15 protein-coding genes are annotated in these 16815 nt (G+C 54.6%); 10 read left to right on the plus strand and 5 right to left on the minus strand.

Features of this window, described 5'->3' with window-relative positions; all coding sequences use genetic code 11:
- Nucleotides 1-285: 285 nt before the first annotated feature.
- From pgi to O3S68_RS20195, 5 genes are all read left to right on the plus strand, one after another.
- A complete protein-coding gene (gene pgi / locus O3S68_RS20175) occupies nt 286-1935 on the plus strand; it encodes a glucose-6-phosphate isomerase (protein ID WP_017459420.1) in 1650 nt (549 codons plus the stop codon).
- 439 nt (nt 1936-2374) lie between these two features.
- Nucleotides 2375-2617: an exopolysaccharide production protein YjbE gene (gene yjbE, locus O3S68_RS20180; RefSeq protein WP_007372406.1), complete on the plus strand. Its 243-nt coding sequence runs from the start codon at nt 2375-2377 to the stop codon at nt 2615-2617.
- 64 nt (nt 2618-2681) lie between these two features.
- Nucleotides 2682-3317 carry a YjbF family lipoprotein gene (locus O3S68_RS20185; RefSeq protein WP_097406545.1) on the plus strand — a complete coding sequence of 212 codons (636 nt, stop codon included), beginning with the start codon at nt 2682-2684 and terminating at the stop codon, nt 3315-3317.
- A complete protein-coding gene (locus O3S68_RS20190; protein ID WP_045511708.1) occupies nt 3317-4054 on the plus strand; it encodes a capsule biosynthesis GfcC family protein in 738 nt (245 codons plus the stop codon). Before O3S68_RS20185 ends, O3S68_RS20190 begins: the two co-directional genes overlap by 1 nt.
- Before the next feature lie 2 nt (nt 4055-4056).
- Nucleotides 4057-6153 (plus strand): YjbH domain-containing protein, encoded by a 2097-nt coding sequence (locus O3S68_RS20195; RefSeq protein ID WP_020456102.1) that lies wholly within the window; start codon nt 4057-4059, stop codon nt 6151-6153.
- A 347-nt stretch (nt 6154-6500) separates the two neighbouring features.
- On the opposite strand, the gene O3S68_RS20200 is transcribed toward O3S68_RS20195, so the two are convergent.
- A complete protein-coding gene (locus O3S68_RS20200) occupies nt 6501-6962 on the minus strand; it encodes an acyltransferase (protein WP_020456103.1) in 462 nt (153 codons plus the stop codon).
- Between the two features lie 9 nt (nt 6963-6971).
- The gene (locus O3S68_RS20205; protein WP_269232335.1) at nt 6972-7481 is read right to left on the minus strand and encodes a GNAT family N-acetyltransferase; all 510 of its coding nucleotides are present in this window, start codon (nt 7479-7481) and stop codon (nt 6972-6974) included.
- A 138-nt stretch (nt 7482-7619) separates the two neighbouring features.
- Here O3S68_RS20205 and psiE point away from each other — a divergent pair, with 138 nt between their 5' ends.
- Nucleotides 7620-8030, plus strand: coding sequence for a phosphate-starvation-inducible protein PsiE (psiE, locus tag O3S68_RS20210; RefSeq protein WP_020456105.1), 411 nt, complete (start codon nt 7620-7622; stop codon nt 8028-8030).
- A gap of 211 nt (nt 8031-8241) precedes the next feature.
- On the opposite strand, the gene malG is transcribed toward psiE, so the two are convergent.
- From malG to malE, 3 genes are all read right to left on the minus strand, one after another.
- The gene (gene malG, locus O3S68_RS20215; protein ID WP_017459427.1) at nt 8242-9132 is read right to left on the minus strand and encodes a maltose ABC transporter permease MalG; all 891 of its coding nucleotides are present in this window, start codon (nt 9130-9132) and stop codon (nt 8242-8244) included.
- Between the two features lie 14 nt (nt 9133-9146).
- Nucleotides 9147-10691 (minus strand): maltose ABC transporter permease MalF, encoded by a 1545-nt coding sequence (gene malF, locus O3S68_RS20220; RefSeq protein WP_020456106.1) that lies wholly within the window; start codon nt 10689-10691, stop codon nt 9147-9149.
- A 189-nt stretch (nt 10692-10880) separates the two neighbouring features.
- Entirely contained in the window at nt 10881-12071 is a 1191-nt protein-coding gene (gene malE / locus O3S68_RS20225) for a maltose/maltodextrin ABC transporter substrate-binding protein MalE (protein ID WP_045511719.1), read from the minus strand.
- Nucleotides 12072-12441: 370 nt separating this feature from the next.
- Between malE and malK the strand changes: the two genes are divergently transcribed.
- The 4 genes from malK to ubiC all read left to right on the plus strand — a co-directional run bounded on the left by malK (nt 12442) and on the right by ubiC (nt 16803).
- Entirely contained in the window at nt 12442-13551 is a 1110-nt protein-coding gene (gene malK / locus O3S68_RS20230; RefSeq protein WP_020456108.1) for a maltose/maltodextrin ABC transporter ATP-binding protein MalK, read from the plus strand.
- 174 nt (nt 13552-13725) lie between these two features.
- Complete coding sequence (locus O3S68_RS20235; protein ID WP_269232336.1) at nt 13726-15069, plus strand: maltoporin; 1344 nt, start codon at nt 13726-13728, stop codon at nt 15067-15069.
- 108 nt (nt 15070-15177) lie between these two features.
- Entirely contained in the window at nt 15178-16125 is a 948-nt protein-coding gene (malM, locus tag O3S68_RS20240; RefSeq protein ID WP_269232337.1) for a maltose operon protein MalM, read from the plus strand.
- Nucleotides 16126-16305: 180 nt separating this feature from the next.
- Nucleotides 16306-16803 carry a chorismate lyase gene (ubiC, locus tag O3S68_RS20245; RefSeq protein WP_017459433.1) on the plus strand — a complete coding sequence of 166 codons (498 nt, stop codon included), beginning with the start codon at nt 16306-16308 and terminating at the stop codon, nt 16801-16803.
- The last annotated feature ends 12 nt before the right edge of the window (nt 16804-16815 follow it).

Genomic DNA, 16815 nt, shown 5'->3' on the forward strand with positions numbered 1-16815 from the left:
GCCTTGCTGCAACGCGAAATGCTTTGGTAATGCAAACCCGCGCATGCGCGGGTAGTGCGTTTATAAATAAAGGGTTAGCGGGCATGCTGTCAACGCCGGGATTATGCGGATTTTTCATGCTGCATTGGTCGTCAGTAAAATGACTTATGTTGTGCTCAAATTCGGCGATTTTTGGTCGTTATTCGCCCGCGTGTACGGCGAGCCGGCACAAAAACCATCACAATTTTCCCCGGCAGGCGCTACAATCGACGGCAGTCACAATTCTCAAATCAGAAGAGTATTGCTATGAAAAACATCAATCCAACGCAGACATCTGCCTGGCAGGCATTACAGAAACACTACGCTGACATGAAGGACGTCACTATCGCGGATCTGTTCGCGAAAGAGGGCGACCGCTTTAGCAAATTCTCCGCAACCTTCGACGACCTGATGCTGGTGGATTTCTCCAAAAACCGCATCACGCAAGAGACGCTGGACAAACTGCTGGCACTCGCCAAAGAGACCGATCTGGCGGGTGCGATCAAATCCATGTTCTCCGGTGAGAAAATTAACCGCACCGAAGATCGCGCCGTGCTGCATGTCGCGCTGCGTAACCGTAGCAATACGCCGATTGTGGTGGATGGCAAAGATGTAATGCCGGAAGTCAACGCGGTGCTGGAGAAGATGAAAGCCTTCTCTGAAGCGATCATTTCAGGTAGCTGGAAAGGTTACACCGGTAAACCGATCACCGACGTGGTGAACATCGGTATCGGCGGTTCCGACCTCGGCCCGTTCATGGTGACCGAAGCGCTGCGCCCGTACAAAAACCACCTGAACATGCATTTCGTCTCTAACGTCGATGGTACACACATCGCCGAAGTGCTGAAAAAAGTGAACCCGGAAACCACGCTGTTCCTCGTGGCGTCCAAAACCTTTACCACCCAGGAAACCATGACCAACGCCCACAGCGCGCGCGACTGGTTCCTGAAAACCGCCGGTGACAACAAACACGTGGCGAAACACTTCGCGGCGCTCTCCACCAACGCGAAAGCGGTGGGTGAGTTCGGCATCGACACCGCGAACATGTTTGAATTCTGGGACTGGGTTGGTGGCCGCTACTCTCTGTGGTCGGCGATTGGCCTGTCTATCATCCTCTCCGTCGGTTACGACAACTTTGTTGAGCTGCTCTCCGGCGCGCACGCGATGGACAAGCACTTCTCCACCACTGAGCTTGATAAAAACCTGCCGGTGCTGCTGGCGCTGATTGGTATCTGGTACAACAATTTCTTCGGCGCTGAAACCGAAGCGATTCTGCCGTACGACCAGTACATGCACCGTTTTGCCGCTTATTTCCAGCAGGGCAATATGGAGTCCAACGGTAAATACGTTGACCGTAACGGCAACGCGGTGGATTACCAGACTGGCCCGATCATCTGGGGTGAGCCGGGCACCAACGGTCAGCACGCGTTCTATCAGCTGATTCACCAGGGCACCAAAATGGTTCCGTGTGATTTCATCGCGCCGGCTATCACCCATAACGCGCTTTCCGATCACCACCAGAAACTGCTGTCGAACTTCTTTGCGCAGACCGAAGCGCTGGCGTTCGGTAAATCCCGCGAGGTGGTCGAGCAGGAATATCGCGATCAGGGTAAAGATCCGGCAACGCTTAACCACGTTGTGCCGTTCAAAGTGTTTGAAGGCAACCGCCCGACTAACTCTATTCTGCTGCGCGAAATCACCCCGTTTAGCCTGGGCGCGCTGATTGCGCTGTACGAGCACAAAATCTTCACCCAGGGCGCTATCCTTAACATCTTCACTTTTGACCAGTGGGGTGTGGAGTTGGGTAAACAGCTGGCGAACCGCATTCTGCCGGAGCTGGGCGATGACAAATCCATCTCCAGCCACGACAGCTCAACCAATGGTCTGATTAACCGCTACAAATCCTGGCGCGGTTAAGCCACATAAGCGTCGCTTCGGCGGCGCTTTTTTTACCGATTATATTTATTCCTGCAAGGTTATATTGCGCGAGGATTTCGCCCGATATATATAAGCAATTCCGATATCGATATTTTAAAGCTAAATTACGGGGATTATTCCTGGTTCGCTGTTTCTATATCTATCATCAGGTTTATCTGAAAAACGCTACAGGCGGATAAGCGGCGGCTATAAATTTTAGGACTAGCCTTATTGTGTCAATATTTTGTCATTATTTAATTGATTGAAAGATATGCGATTTTTGATTTTTGTCTTCTCTTTTTAAATGCCTGATACCAATTTTCCGAAAACGTTCCCCGCTATTTCCCGATGCGTAAACCCTCTGCTGTAGTTGTGTATACTCGATATCGCCTGAATTCTTTCAGGTAAATCTCCATTCATTCAATGAAGGGAAATTGATATGAAAAAAGTCCTGTATGGCATTTTTGCCATATCCGCGCTTGCGGCGACTTCTGCTTTTGCAGCACCGGTGCAAATCGGTGAAGCGGCAGGGTCGGCAGCGACCTCTGTTTCTGCGGGTAGCTCCGCAGCAACGAGCGTTAGCACCGTAGGGTCTGCGGTGGGTGTCGCGCTGGCGGCAACCGGTGGCGGTGATGGCTCCAACACGGGAACCACGACCACCACGACCACAAGTACCCAGTAATAGCGGGTACATTAACTATAACCACACTTCGGTGTGGTTATTCCGCCCCTTTCGGAGAAGAGTCGTGAAGCGACCTGGTATCATCTTGATTTGCCTGCTCCTTCAGGCATGTTCAGGCCCCATCAAAGGCCTCGGGAATTCACTCTGGAACAGCGTATTTGGTATGCCGGGCGTGCAGCTCACGGATGAAGAAATCCTCAATATGCCGTATGCCAGCCAGTACATGCAGCTCAACAATGGCCCACAACTGTTTGTGGTGCTCGCTTTCGCCGAAAACGGGCAGCAGAAATGGGTGACGCAGGATCAGTCCACCATCGTCACGCAAAACTATCGCATCGTGAAAACGCATCTGCCTGGCGACAACCTGCTGGATGTTAATAACCTGGCGGCAGATCCGCTGGCGAAACCGAACCAGATTGTCGATGGCGCGAGCTGGACACGCTTAATGGGCTGGACGGAAAACAAGCAAGTGCGCTACGCCACCGCCCGTTCTGTCTTCCGTTGGAATGGCACCGACACGGTGAAACTGGCGAGCGACGTCACCGCAGTACGCATCCTTGATGAAGAGGTGACGACCGACCAGAAACGCTGGCGCAACCGCTATTGGGTGGATGAACAAGGGGTTATCCGGCAATCCGAGCAGTACCTTGGCGCGGACTGGTTCCCGGTGAAAACCACCCTGATTAAGGCGGCGAAATAATGAAAAAACGCGCTCTTCTTCCGCTGTTAGCCAGCCTCGCTTCCCCGCTGGCGTTCGCTGTCGGCACTGTTGATGTCTATACCGAGGGCGATAGCAAGCCGAAAACCTTAACCAACGCCGCACACCTGGTGGATCTGGTCGGGCAGCCTCGTCTGGCGAATAGCTGGTGGCCCGGCGCGGTAGTCAGTGAACGGCAGGCGACGATTGCCGAACAGGCTCGCCATCAGGCACTTCTTGCGCGGCTTAGCGCACTTGCCGCCGATGAGAGCGGCAACAGCGCCGCGGCGATCAACGCGCTGCGTCAGCAGTTGCAGGCGATGAAGGTCACCGGTCGACAAATCGTTGAGCTGGATCCGGATTACCTGCGTACCCACCGCCTCGCCAACCGGCCATTAGAAGGGCAATACACCTTATGGGTTGGCTCGCAGCCGACCACCATCACCGTGGTTGGGCTTATCAGCAGCCCGGGCAAAAAAGTGTTCACGCCGGGACGCGATGTGGTGAGCTATCTGGATGAGATGAGCCTGCTGAGCGGCGCGGAACGCAGCTATGCCTGGGTGATTTACCCCAACGGCAAAACGCAAAAGGTACCGGTTGGCTACTGGAACCGACGCCACGTGGAGCCGATGCCCGGCAGCGTGATTTTTGTCGGTTTCGCACCGGGTTTGTGGAGCAACGAGTATGACGAGCTGAATGCCGACATTCTTCAGTCCCTGACGCATCGGATACCGGAATAATAATGAAAAAATCGTTTGTCATTAGCCTGTTGGCGCTGGGGATTAGCGCCGCCTGTCACGCAGAATCGTACCCGGAACCGATTGGCCCATCGCAGTCGGACTTCGGCGGCGTCGGCCTGCTGCAAACGCCCACTGCGCGGATGTCGCGCGAGGGTGAACTGAGCTTTAACTACCGCGATAACAATCAGTACCGCTACTACTCCGGTTCGGTGCAGCTCTTCCCGTGGCTGGAAACAACGCTGCGCTACACCGATGTGCGGACGCGGAAATACAGTTCGGTAGAAGCCTTCTCGGGCAATCAGTCCTACAAAGATAAAGCCTTCGATTTAAAACTGCGCCTGTGGCAAGAAGGCTACTGGCTGCCGGAAGTTTCCGTGGGCGCGCGCGATATTGGCGGTACCGGGCTGTTCGACGGCGAATATCTGGTGGCGAACAAAGCCTGGGGGCCGTTCGATTTCTCGCTGGGTATCGGTTGGGGCTACCTTGGCACCAGCGGTAATATCAAAAACCCGCTCTGCTCCTACGACGAGAAATATTGTACGCGCGACACCCGTTACAAAGCCGCTGGCTCCACGGATACCAGCCAGATGTTCCGTGGTCCGACCGCGCTGTTTGGCGGGGTGGAGTACCAGACGCCGTGGAACCCGCTGCGCCTGAAACTGGAGTATGAAGGGAACAACTACCAGCAGGACTTCGCCGGTAAACTGCCGCAGCGCAGCAAGGTCAACGTCGGCGCGATTTACCGCGTTACCGACTGGGCGGACATCAACCTGAGCTATGAGCGCGGGAATACCTGGATGTTCGGCTTTACCCTGCGTAACAACTTCAGCGATCTGCGCCCATCGTATATCGACAACGCGCGGCCAAAATATCAGCCACAGCCGCAAGATGCGATCCTCCAGCATTCGGTGGTGGCGAATCAGCTGACCTTACTGAAATACAACGCCGGGCTTACCGATCCGCAAATTCAGGTGAAAGGTGACACGCTGTATGTCACCGGCGAGCAGGTGAAATACCGCAATACCCAGGAAGGGGTTGAGCGCGCGAATCGTATCATCATGAATGATCTGCCTGATGGCATTCGCACTATTCGCGTGACGGAAAACCGCCTCAATATGCCGGTTGTCACCACCGAAACGGATGTTGCCAGCCTGAAGCGCCACCTTGAAGGCGAACCGCTGGGGCAAGATACGGAACTGGTGCAAAAACGCGAAACGCCTATCGTGCCGGATAAACCGGAGCAGGGCTGGTATATCGATAAATCCTCGTTCGATTTCCACATCGATCCGGTGCTTAACCAGTCATTCGGCGGGCCGGAAGCTTTCTACATGTACCAGCTTGGCGTGATGGCCACTGCCGACTGGTGGCTCACGGATCACCTGCTGACCACCGGTAGCCTGTTTGGCAACCTGACCAATAACTACGACAAGTTTAACTACACCAACCCGCCGAGAGACACCGCCTTGCCGCGTGTGCGTACCCGCGTGCGTGAATATGTGCAGAACGATATTTACGTCAACAACATGCAGGCGAACTACTTCCAGTACCTGGGCAATAATTTCTATGGCCAGGTGTATGCCGGGTATCTGGAAACCATGTACGGCGGTGCCGGTGCCGAACTGCTGTGGCGTCCGGTTGATAGCCACTGGGCGTTTGGTATTGACGGCAACTACGTGAAACAGCGTGACTGGCGCAGTGCGCAGGACATGATGAAATTCACCGATTACAGCGTCAAAACCGGCCACTTTACCGCTTACTGGACGCCGTGGTTCGCCGAAAATGTGCTGGTGAAAGCCAGCGTCGGTCAATATCTGGCGGGCGATAAAGGCGTCACGCTGGATGTGTCGAAGCACTTCGACAGCGGGATTGTGGTGGGCGCGTATGCCACCAAAACCAACGTTTCAGCCGCGCAGTACGGGGAAGGGGACTTCACCAAAGGGGTCTACATTTCGGTTCCGCTGGATCTGTTCAGCACCGGTCCGACCCGCAGCCGCGCTGGCGTTGGCTGGACGCCGCTGACGCGTGACGGTGGTCAGATGCTGGGCCGTAAGTTTGAGCTTTACAACATGACCAACGATAAGACGGTCAACTTCCAGTAAGCCTTCTCTCTCCCCGTGTGGGGAGAGAGTGGCCGCAAGGTCTGTCTTTCCCCATCTTCAACCCTGTTTCTCTCCCCGTGTGGGGAGAGAATGGCCGTAAGGTCTGTCTTTCTCCATTTTCAACCCTGTTTCTCTCCCCGTGTGGGGAGAGAATGGCCGCAAGGCCCGTCTTTCTCCATCTTCAACCCTGTTTCTCTCGCCGTGCGGGGAGAGAATGGCCGTAAGGTCTGTCTTTCTCCATTTTCAACCCTGTTTCTCTCCCCGTGTGGGGAGAGAATGGCCGCAAGGCCTGTCTTTACCTATCTTCAACCCTGTTTCTCTCCCCATCCGGGGAGGGAAAGGTGCATTTATAACCGGCGCAACAGCCGCGCCGGATTTCCCGCATACACCCCTTTCTCGCTGATCGATTTGGTCACCACGCTGCCCGCGCCTATCACACAGCCATCGGCAATAGTCACTGCCAGAATCGTCGCGCCGCTGCCAATCGACACGTCATTACCAATCACGATGCGCCCCCAGTTGTTGCTGTCGGGGTCCGGTTTGCCGTCGCGAAACATATCGTTGGCAAACATCACGCCGTGACCGATAAAGCAGCGCTCACCAATGGTGACATATTCGCAAATAAAGCTGTGCGACTGGATCTTCGAACCTTTACCGATCTGGGTATGCCCCTGGATTTCGACAAACGGGCCGACAAACACATCGTCCGCCAGCGTGCAGTCGTATAAATTCGCGGGTTCATAAATCACCACGTTTTCGCCGCAGGTCACATTGCGTACGGCGGTTTGGCGCAAAGCGGCGCTTGCCATCCTCCCTCCTTAAAGCGGTTTGCCCAGAATATGCAGCGTACTTTGCTGCGACGCGGTACTGAATAGTGTGTCTTTGAGATGCGTGAATCCCAGCCGGTGATAAAAGCGCCGCGCGTTCGGGTTGGCGTCCAGCACTTCCAGCCAGATAAACCGCTCACCACGCTGTTGCGCCAGGCGTTCTATTTCTGCCAGCAGTTGCTCGCCGTAGCCTTTACGCGTTTCGCCCGGAAGAAGATAGAGTTTGTGCAGCAGCGTACCTGCCGGGCCGTGCTCGTCGACCGCGCGATGCCAGGAGACTTTAGCGAAACCGACAGGTGCCGCATTCTGCGCGATAAACCAGCTGCCCGCTTCGCTTTGCAGGCTCTGCTCGATTACTGCCGGGGAATACTCCTGGCGGAGAAATGCCTCCAGCTCGGCCGGTTCGCGCCACAGAGGGGCAAAATGATGGCGATAACTGTCGTAGCCCATTTCACTCAGTAATGCGGCGTCCGCGATTTCAGCTTTACGTACGGTAAGCATGCTCTTTTTCGTCTCCTGCGTGGACATGTCTGTGCAACATGTCATCACGTGGTGTCACAAAATATAAGCAAATAATGTAGATCCAGATCACATTTTTGCGATATACAAAGCGTTGTTCACCAGTAATGAGGTGCCGCTATGACATCGCTAACTCGTCCACGCGTTGAATTTATTTCGACCATATTGCAGACCGTGCTGAATCTTGGTTTGCTGAGCCTCGGTCTGATTTTGATTGTCTTTCTGGGCAAAGAGACACTGCATCTGGCGGATGTGCTGTTCGCGCCGGTGCAAACCAGCAAATATGAGCTGGTAGAAGGGCTGGTGGTTTATTTTCTCTATTTCGAATTTATCGCCCTGATTGTGAAGTACTTTCAGTCCGGGTTTCACTTCCCGCTGCGCTATTTTATCTACATTGGTATTACCGCGATTGTGCGGTTGATCATCGTCGATCACCAGTCGCCAATGGATGTGTTGATCTACTCGGCGGCGATCCTGTTGCTGGTGATCACGCTGTGGTTGTGTAACTCGAAGCGGCTGAGGCGCGAATAAAAAAAGGGCGATCCGGGGATCGCCAATGACTTCACAAGTTGGGTGATACAAGTTGAGGGTGCAGTGGCAACGCCGGTCATCTTTCGGGTGATAGCTGCGTTGGCTTCCTTTACTCACCCCGGTCACTGACTTCAGTCAGCTGCCGGGGATTCATGCAGTCGCCGCCTTGCTCTAACCCGAACTATTTAAGGCGCAATAACAACAATGAAAATTAACCTTTCACACCGCCTGCGGTCAGGCCGTTAACCAGCCAGCGCTGCGCAAGCAGGAAGACAACCGTAATTGGGATCGCGGACAGCACCGCCGCCGCGGCAAAATCGCCCCACAGATAGTTTTGCGGGTTGAGATATTGCTGCATCCCGACCGCCAGCGTGTAGCTGTTAACATCGCGCAGCAGCAGCGAGGCAACCGGTACTTCGGTAATGGCGGCGATAAACGACAGAATAAACACCACCGCCAGGATCGGTACCGACAGCGGCAGCAGCACCAGGCGGAACGCCTGCCACGGTGTTGCGCCATCCAGCGAGGCGGCTTCTTCCAGCGAACCGTCGATCGTTTCGAAATAACCTTTGATCGTCCACACATGCAGCGCGATCCCGCCCATATAAGCGAAGATCACCCCGCCATGGGTATTCAGGCCGATAAACGGCACGTACTGGCCGAGCCGGTCAAACAACGCGTACAGCGCCACCAGCGACAGCACCGCCGGGAACATCTGGAAAATCAGCATCCCTTTCAGCAATGTCGCTTTGCCGCGAAAGCGCATGCGGGCAAAGGCATACGCAGAAGTGGTGGAGAGCGCCACAATGCCGACTGCGGTGATCACGGCGATTTTCACCGAGTTCCACAGCCACAGCAGTACCGGGAACGGCGGCGGCGTGACGCGGCCATCGGCGTGTTCGACGCTAAAGCCCAGCGCGAGGCGCCAGTGCTCCCACGAAATATTTTCCGGAATTAAACTGCCGGTGGCGAAGTTACCTTCACGCAACGAAATGGCGACCACCATCAGCAGCGGGAACATAATCGCGGCAATAAACACCAGCAATAACAAATGGGTGATAAACAGCCGCAGCTTTTGCGATTTCGCCTGCACCATAGCCATAATTTTCGTCCTCCTTAATCGAATTTCATGCGCGTAGCTTTCAGGTTGACGATAGCCAACGCACCCACCAGCAGGAAAATCAGCGTGGCAATAGCGGCAGCGAGCCCAAAGTCCTGACCACCGCCGCCTTCAAAGGCGATGCGATAGGTGTAGCTCACCAGCAAGTCGGTATAACCAGCCGGCGTGGTGGTGCCGATGCGATCCGGCCCGCCGTTGGTCAGCAGTTGGATCAGCACGAAGTTGTTAAAGTTAAACGCGAAGCTGGCGATCATCAGCGGCGTCAGCGGCTTGATCAGCAGCGGGAAGGTGATGCGGAAAAAGTTTTGCAGCGGTCCGGCACCGTCCATGGCTGAGGCTTCATACAGATCGTCAGGGATCGCTTTCAACAGCCCCATGCACAGGATCATCATGTACGGATAACCGAGCCAGGTGTTGACGATCACGATCATTGAACGCGCGGTGGTGGGATCGCTAAACCAGGCCGGTTTAATGCCAAACAGCGCGCTCAGCATCATGTTGATCTCGCCAAAGCTTTGGTTAAACAGCCCTTTGAAGATCAAAATGGAGATAAACGACGGTACGGCATACGGCAGAATTAACAACACGCGATAAATCGCTTTGCCTTTCAGGGATTCCCACTGCACGACGCAGGCCAGCACCATGCCCACGGCAACGGTCAGAACCACGGTCAGCACCGAGAACACCACCGTCCAGATAAAGATCTCAATAAACGGTTTTTGAATGCCTTCATCGGTAAAGACGCGCGTGAAGTTATCCCAGCCGATGGTCACGGTATAGCCGGGGCTGAGCTTTTCGCTGCCCCAACTGCCATCGGCGTTAATCACCTGGAAGTAGCCGATTTCATTGTTCGGGCGGTATTTCGCGCCGCTCTGGTTGTTGAGCAGCGTGCCATCCTGTTCAAGCTGATACAGCGGTCGCGTACCGGAGAACTGGCGCAGCGAACTCATGGCCACTTTGCTGCCATCCGGCAGAAGGGCGGTCAGCTGGTTCAGCGCCTGGCGATTTTGCGTGATGATGCGCAGGTTGGCGCGCTCGCCAGCGGGCAGGGCGTCAGCCTCTTTTAACGTCAGTTGCTGCTCGCCGCCGGGTTTGAACGCATCGGAAACGTAGTTTTTACCGCTGTCGCCGTCGGTCAGTGCCAGTTGCCACGCATCTCCCGCCGGGTAGAGCCCAAAGTTATACGCTTTGCCTGCCTGGTAGGAACGATCGAGCAGCACCTGCTGCGCGCGCTCCTGAGTGAGCTGGTTAGTGCTGCTGTAGTTGGTAAACGCAATGGCGATGGTACAAACCAGCGGGAACAGGACAAACAGCCCCATACCTGCCACGCCGGGGTAAACATAGCGCCAGGCATAAGCTTTACGGTTGGCGAAAATATAGAGGCCCGCCGAGCTAAGGACGAGCGTGGTAATGGCGAAAAGGTATTCCCCCTGGGCATACATCATAACGACAAGGTAAGCCACCAACAGGCCAACAACGGTGATGGCCGCCCATGCGAGTTGCGGGCTTTGCCACCAGTGGCGTTTTCTTCTTACATCCATGGGGATTTCCTCTCTACTCAACACCCTTCACGCTGCCGCGTTGTTGGCTGCGGTTGCGCACGCTGGTAGCTTACTTTTGTAAGCGCGCCGGGATACTCAACGTTGCCGCCATGATGCGCGTGAAGGATGCCGCGTATACAACATGTCCAATTCGCCTTATCCCCGTGCGGGGATAAGGCATTCACATTTTTACTTGGTAATACGACCCTGGGCGTCTTTCAGCGCGGCGTCGACGGTCTGGCGATCGCTAACGGCGTTGATAACCGCGGTGCGTGTGGCATACCAGAAGGCGGCCATTTGCGGGATGTTCGGCATAATTTCACCGGTTTTCGCGTTATCCATGGTCGCGGCGATGCGTTGGTCTTTCGCTAACTGATCCTGATAGGATTTCAGCGCGACCGCACCCAGCGGTTTGTCCTTGTTAACGTCTGCCAGGCCTTGATCGGTCAGCAGATAGTTTTCGAGGAACTCTTTCGCCAGCTCTTTGTTCGGGCTGGCGGCGTTGATGCCTGCGCTCAGCACGCCAACGAACGGTTTAGAAGGCTTACCTTTAAAGGTTGGCAGCAGCGCGACGCCGTAGTTGACTTTGCTCTTATCAATGTTGGCCCACGCCCACGGACCATTGATGGTCATCGCGGTTTCACCTTTGTTGAACGCCGCTTCTGCAATTGAGTAATCCGTGTCGGCATTCATGTGTTTGTCTTTAATCAGCTTCACGAGGAAGCTAAGACCGGCTTTCGCGCCTGCGTTGTCGACGCCGACATCTTTCACGTCGTATTTGCCGTTTTCAAACTTGAAGGCGTAACCGCCATCGGCAGCAATCAGCGGCCAGGTGAAGTACGGTTCTTGCAGGTTGAACATCAACGCGCTCTTACCTTTCGCTTTCAACTGTTTATCCAGCGCCGGGATCTCTTCCCAGGTTTTCGGCGGGTTTGGCACGAGATCTTTGTTGTAAATCAGCGATAAGGATTCGACAGCAATCGGGTAGGCAATCAGCTTACCGTTGTAACGCACCGCGTCCCAGGTGAAGGGGTACAGCTTGTCCTGGAAGGCTTTATCCGGGGTGACTTCTGCCAGCAGACCGGATTGCGCATAGCCACCAAAACGGTCGTGTGCCCAGAAAATAATGTCCGGGCCGTCGCCGGTTGCAGCAACCTGCGGGAATTTCTCTTCCAGTTTATCCGGGTGTTCTACGGTGACTTTAATGCCGGTGTCTTTCTCAAATTTCTTACCCACTTCGGCAAGGCCGTTATAGCCTTTGTCGCCGTTGATCCAAATGACCAGCTTACCTTCTTCGATTTTGGCGAGGGCAGAGGCGGAAAACATCATCGTCGCCACTGCGGACAAAGCGAGGATGCGTGCGCCTGTTTTGATTTTCATATATCCCGTCCTTTAGGTGATGTGCTCGTGGATACGCTCAAGGTAGTTCGACGGGATTAGTCTCCTTTTTTGACAAGCGCTTCTCATCCTCCTTAACCCTACGCCCCTGGGGCGATTTGTGTGATCTCTGTTACAGAGATTTGCATTATGTGTGTTAGCGCACATAAAAAAGCGCCGATTTTTGCAGAGCCCATCACGAAAATGCCCGCAGCCCGCCTGTCCAGGGGGCAGAGACATTGTTCTCATCCTCCCGCCTCCTCCCCCACAAAAAACCAGGGGGGTGGAGGATTCGCCCGCTGAATCGATGCTCCATAGTCAGCCCACGTTGAATGTTTCTGTTGGTGACAGGTTGTAACGAAGGGAGAAGGGCATGGCGAGCGTACAGCTGCGTAATGTAACGAAAGCCTGGGGCGATGTTGTGGTGTCGAAAGACATCAGTCTCGACATCCACGAAGGAGAATTCGTGGTGTTTGTCGGTCCGTCAGGCTGTGGTAAATCGACGCTGCTGCGCATGATTGCCGGGCTGGAAACCATCACCAGCGGGGATTTGCTGATTGGCGATACCCGCATGAATGAGGTTCCTCCCGCAGAACGCGGCGTTGGCATGGTGTTTCAGTCCTACGCGCTCTATCCGCATTTGTCGGTTGCGGAAAATATGTCTTTCGGCCTGAAGTTAGCGGGCGCGAAAAAAGAGATGATCAAATCGCGCGTCACGCAAGTAGCGGAAGTGCTGCAACTGGCGCATTTACTGGATCGCAAACCGAAAGCCCTTTCTGGCGGTCAGCGTCAGCGTGTGGCGATCGGTCGTACGCTGGTGGCTGAACCCAGCGTCTTCTTGCTTGATGAACCTCTCTCCAACCTTGATGCCGCCCTGCGTGTGCAGATGCGTATTGAGATCTCCCGTCTGCACAAACGTCTTGGCCGCACGATGATTTACGTTACCCACGATCAGGTGGAAGCGATGACGCTGGCCGACAAAATCGTGGTGCTCGATGCCGGGCGCGTGGCGCAAGTGGGTAAACCGCTGGAGCTGTATCACTACCCGGCAGACCGTTTTGTCGCCGGTTTTATCGGCTCGCCGAAGATGAATTTCCTGCCGGTAAAAGTGACCTCTACCGCCATTGAACAGGTTCAGGTTGAACTGCCGAACCGCCAGCGCGTGTGGCTGCCGGTGGACAGCGCCAATGTGCAGGTCGGCGCAAATATGTCTTTGGGCATCCGCCCGGAGCATCTGCTGCCCAGCGACATCGCTGATGTCACGCTGGAGGGCGAAGTTCAGGTCGTCGAACAGCTTGGCCACGAAACACAAATTCATATCCAGATCCCTGCAATACGTCAGAACCTGGTCTACCGCCAGAACGACGTGGTGCTGGTAGAAGAGGGTGCCACATTCGCCATCGGCTTACCGCCGGAGCGTTGCCATCTGTTCCGTGAAGATGGCACCGCCTGCCGCCGGTTACATAAAGAACCGGGCGTTTAAGCGTACCCCACAAAGCGTTTACACAAAGCCATTCGCATTATGTCGAGGCGGCAACGTGATGACTCTCCGGCAGCGTACAAAAGTACCAGGCCGGGATTCATGACGGCAGCCAATAAAGAGATAGCGCGAAGGGGGATGTGTAAAAAAAGAAAAGCAAGCTCAGGAGATAGAACGATGATTACTCTGCGCAAACTTCCACTGGCTCTCGCCATCGCGGCAGGCGTGCTGTCTGCACAGGCGGGTGCTGTTGATTTCAAAGGTTACGCCCGTTCGGGGATTGGCTGGACCGGCAGTGGCGGCGAGCAGCAATGCTTCCAGGCCACCGGTGCAGGTTCCAAATACCGTCTCGGTAACGAATGTGAAACCTATGCAGAATTAAAACTCGGTCAGGAAGTGTGGAAAGAAGGCGATAAAAGCTTCTACTTCGACACGAACGTTGCGTACTCAGTCGCGCAGCAAAATGACTGGGAAGCTACTGATCCAGCATTTCGTGAAGCCAACGTACAAGGTAAAAACCTGATTGATGCGCTGCCGGGCTCCACGATCTGGGCAGGTAAACGCTTCTATCAGCGTCATGACGTACATATGATCGACTTCTATTACTGGGACATCTCCGGCCCGGGTGCTGGTCTGGAAAACGTCGATCTCGGCTTTGGTAAACTCTCTCTGGCCGCAACCCGTTCGACGGAAGCAGGCGGCTCCGCTACCTTCGCCAGCAACAGTATTTATGATTACACCGAAAAAACGGCTAACGATGTGTTTGATGTGCGTCTGGCACAGATGGCAGTCAACCCGGGCGGTACATTAGAGTTCGGAGTTGACTATGGCCGCGCCAATACCCGTGACGGTTACCATTTATACGATAATACCGAAACGAAAGATGGCTGGATGTTCACCGCTGAACACGTTCAGAGCATGCTGAAAGGCTATAACAAATTTGTCGTGCAGTATGCGACCGATGCGCTGACATCACAGGGCAAAGGGTTGTCGCAAGGCTCCGGTATTGGCATCGAGGGCAATAGTAAACTGCCTTATAGCGCCAACAATAACGGTTCTCTGCTGCGTATCCTCGACCACGGTGCAATTTCTCTGGGTGATAATTGGGATCTGATGTACGTCGGTATGTATCAGGACATTGATTGGGATAACCAGAATGGTACCAAATGGTGGACCGTCGGCGTGCGCCCAATGTACAAATGGACACCAATCATGAGCACCTTGCTGGAAGTCGGTTATGACAACGTCAAATCCCAGCGCACTAACGACACCAACAATCAGTACAAAATCACCCTTGCGCAACAGTGGCAAGCAGGCGACAGCATCTGGTCTCGTCCGGCAATCCGTGTATTCGCAACCTATGCGAAATGGGATGAAAAATGGGGCTACAACACCAGCGGTAATCCGGGCACGAATGCCAACTATGGTCTGGCAACCCGCAATGGTACGGGCGGCTCAAGCTTCGGTCGTGGCGACAGCGACGAATGGAGCTTCGGTGCCCAGATGGAAATCTGGTGGTAAGTTTTTCCCTCATGCAATGACCAAAAGAGGGGCGAAAGCCCCTCTACTCCTGATAAACAGCGCGCTATTGCCTGGCCACCGCTGTTTCGCATCCTGAAGGTGATAACAATGAAAATGAAAAAAAGTCTCATCGCTCTGTGTCTCTCCACGGGTTTGCTGGCGGGCACACCGGGTATCAGTTTTGCTGATGTGAATATCGTCCCACAGAACACCGCGGCAGCGCCGTCGATTCCAAACTCTGCACTTCAACAACTCACCTGGACACCTGTCGATACGTCCAAAAGCCAGACGGTTCGGCTTGCAACAGGTGGGCAGCATCTGAACGTCGCGGGCATAACCGGTCCCGTTGCGGCGTTTAGCGTGCCTGCCAATATTGGTGAGCTTACGCTGACGCTTTCCAGCGATGTTAATAAAAATACAGGGGTTTTTGCGCCAAATGTGCTGGTATTTGATCAAAACATGTCGCCTGCGGCTTATTTCCCCAGTAGCTATTTTACCTACCAGGAGCCGGGGGTATTAAATGCTGACCGTCTGGAAGGGGTTATGCGCCTGACGCCTGCGCTGGGCCAGCAGAAGCTCTATATCCTTGCGTTTACGACCGAAAGTGATTTGCAGAAAACCACCACACTGCTCGATCCGGCCAAAGCCTATGCTAAAGGCGTGGGCAACGCGATCCCTGATATCCCCGATCCGATTGCCCGTCATATTGCTGACGGAGTGGTAAACCTGAAGGTGAAAAATAGTAGTGGTTCCAGTGTATTAGTCGGCCCGCTGTTTGGCTCTTCTGGCCCGGCTTCCGTTACCGTGGGCAATACCGCTGCACCGGCTTACAACACGCAACCGGCTCCTGCCGCCGCGCCCGCTGCGGCTCCTGCGCCAGTGGCGAAAAGCGAGCCGATGCTCAACGATACAGAGAGCTACTTTAACCAGGCCATCAAACAAGCCGCTGCCAAAGGTGATATTGATAAGGCGCTGAAATTATTGAATGAAGCAGAACGCCTCGGGTCGAAATCCGCCCGTGCCACTTTTATCAGCAGTGTAAAAGGCAAGGGGTAATCTCTCCCCACAATGCTGATATTTGCAGCAACTGGTGCGTCGCCTGACGCACCTTTTTTTCCGGCGCAGATGCGCGCTGTTGCGCATCTGTTGCGCTGATGAAAACTGAATGAAGTTTCCCCGCCCCGTGCGCCGGTTCTGCGATACAATAACGCTACGTTATGTACCGGAGAGTAAGGCATGTCACACCCTGCGCTTACGCAACTGCGAGCGCTGCGCTACGTAGACGCAATTCCCGCGCTTGAACCGCAACTGCTCGAGTGGCTGTTGCTGGAAGATTCAATGACCAAACGTTTTGAGCAACAAGGCAAGACGGTCAGCGTTACGCTGATTCGGGAAGGCTTTGTGACGGTGGATGAGATCGCCGAAGAACGCGACAGTCTGCCGAAGGAGGATCGTTACTGGTTGCGGGAAATTATTCTCTGCGCCGACGGGGAACCCTGGCTCGCCGGACGCACCGTGGTGCCGGAATCTACGCTGAGCGGTCCGGAACTGGCGCTGCAAACCCTGGGTAAAACGCCGCTTGGGCGATATCTCTTTACCTCATCTACGCTTACGCGTGACTTTATTGAAATTGGTCGTCATGAGCAGCTCTGGGGACGCCGTTCCCGTCTGCGTCTGGGCGGGAAACCGCTGATGCTGACCGAACTGTTTTTGCCTGCATCGCCGCTGTACTAAGAGGAAAAGAAA

The sequence above is a fragment of the Kosakonia sp. SOY2 genome (assembly GCF_027109175.1).
In the GTDB taxonomy this organism is placed as follows: domain Bacteria; phylum Pseudomonadota; class Gammaproteobacteria; order Enterobacterales; family Enterobacteriaceae; genus Kosakonia.

What these genes read in the sequence shown, in the direction of transcription:
- yjbE (WP_007372406.1), top strand. Translation starts at nt 2,375, where the DNA reads ATGAAAAAAGTCCTGTATGGCATTTTTGCCATATCCGCGCTTGCGGCG.
- malG (WP_017459427.1), bottom strand. Translation starts at nt 9,132, where the DNA reads ATGGCTATGGTGCAGGCGAAATCGCAAAAGCTGCGGCTGTTTATCACC.
- malK (WP_020456108.1), top strand. Translation starts at nt 12,442, where the DNA reads ATGGCGAGCGTACAGCTGCGTAATGTAACGAAAGCCTGGGGCGATGTT.
- O3S68_RS20195 (WP_020456102.1), top strand. Translation starts at nt 4,057, where the DNA reads ATGAAAAAATCGTTTGTCATTAGCCTGTTGGCGCTGGGGATTAGCGCC.
- psiE (WP_020456105.1), top strand. Translation starts at nt 7,620, where the DNA reads ATGACATCGCTAACTCGTCCACGCGTTGAATTTATTTCGACCATATTG.
- O3S68_RS20200 (WP_020456103.1), bottom strand. Translation starts at nt 6,962, where the DNA reads ATGGCAAGCGCCGCTTTGCGCCAAACCGCCGTACGCAATGTGACCTGC.
- malE (WP_045511719.1), bottom strand. Translation starts at nt 12,071, where the DNA reads ATGAAAATCAAAACAGGCGCACGCATCCTCGCTTTGTCCGCAGTGGCG.
- O3S68_RS20190 (WP_045511708.1), top strand. Translation starts at nt 3,317, where the DNA reads ATGAAAAAACGCGCTCTTCTTCCGCTGTTAGCCAGCCTCGCTTCCCCG.
- malF (WP_020456106.1), bottom strand. Translation starts at nt 10,691, where the DNA reads ATGGATGTAAGAAGAAAACGCCACTGGTGGCAAAGCCCGCAACTCGCA.
- malM (WP_269232337.1), top strand. Translation starts at nt 15,178, where the DNA reads ATGAAAATGAAAAAAAGTCTCATCGCTCTGTGTCTCTCCACGGGTTTG.
- O3S68_RS20205 (WP_269232335.1), bottom strand. Translation starts at nt 7,481, where the DNA reads ATGCTTACCGTACGTAAAGCTGAAATCGCGGACGCCGCATTACTGAGT.
- O3S68_RS20235 (WP_269232336.1), top strand. Translation starts at nt 13,726, where the DNA reads ATGATTACTCTGCGCAAACTTCCACTGGCTCTCGCCATCGCGGCAGGC.
- pgi (WP_017459420.1), top strand. Translation starts at nt 286, where the DNA reads ATGAAAAACATCAATCCAACGCAGACATCTGCCTGGCAGGCATTACAG.
- ubiC (WP_017459433.1), top strand. Translation starts at nt 16,306, where the DNA reads ATGTCACACCCTGCGCTTACGCAACTGCGAGCGCTGCGCTACGTAGAC.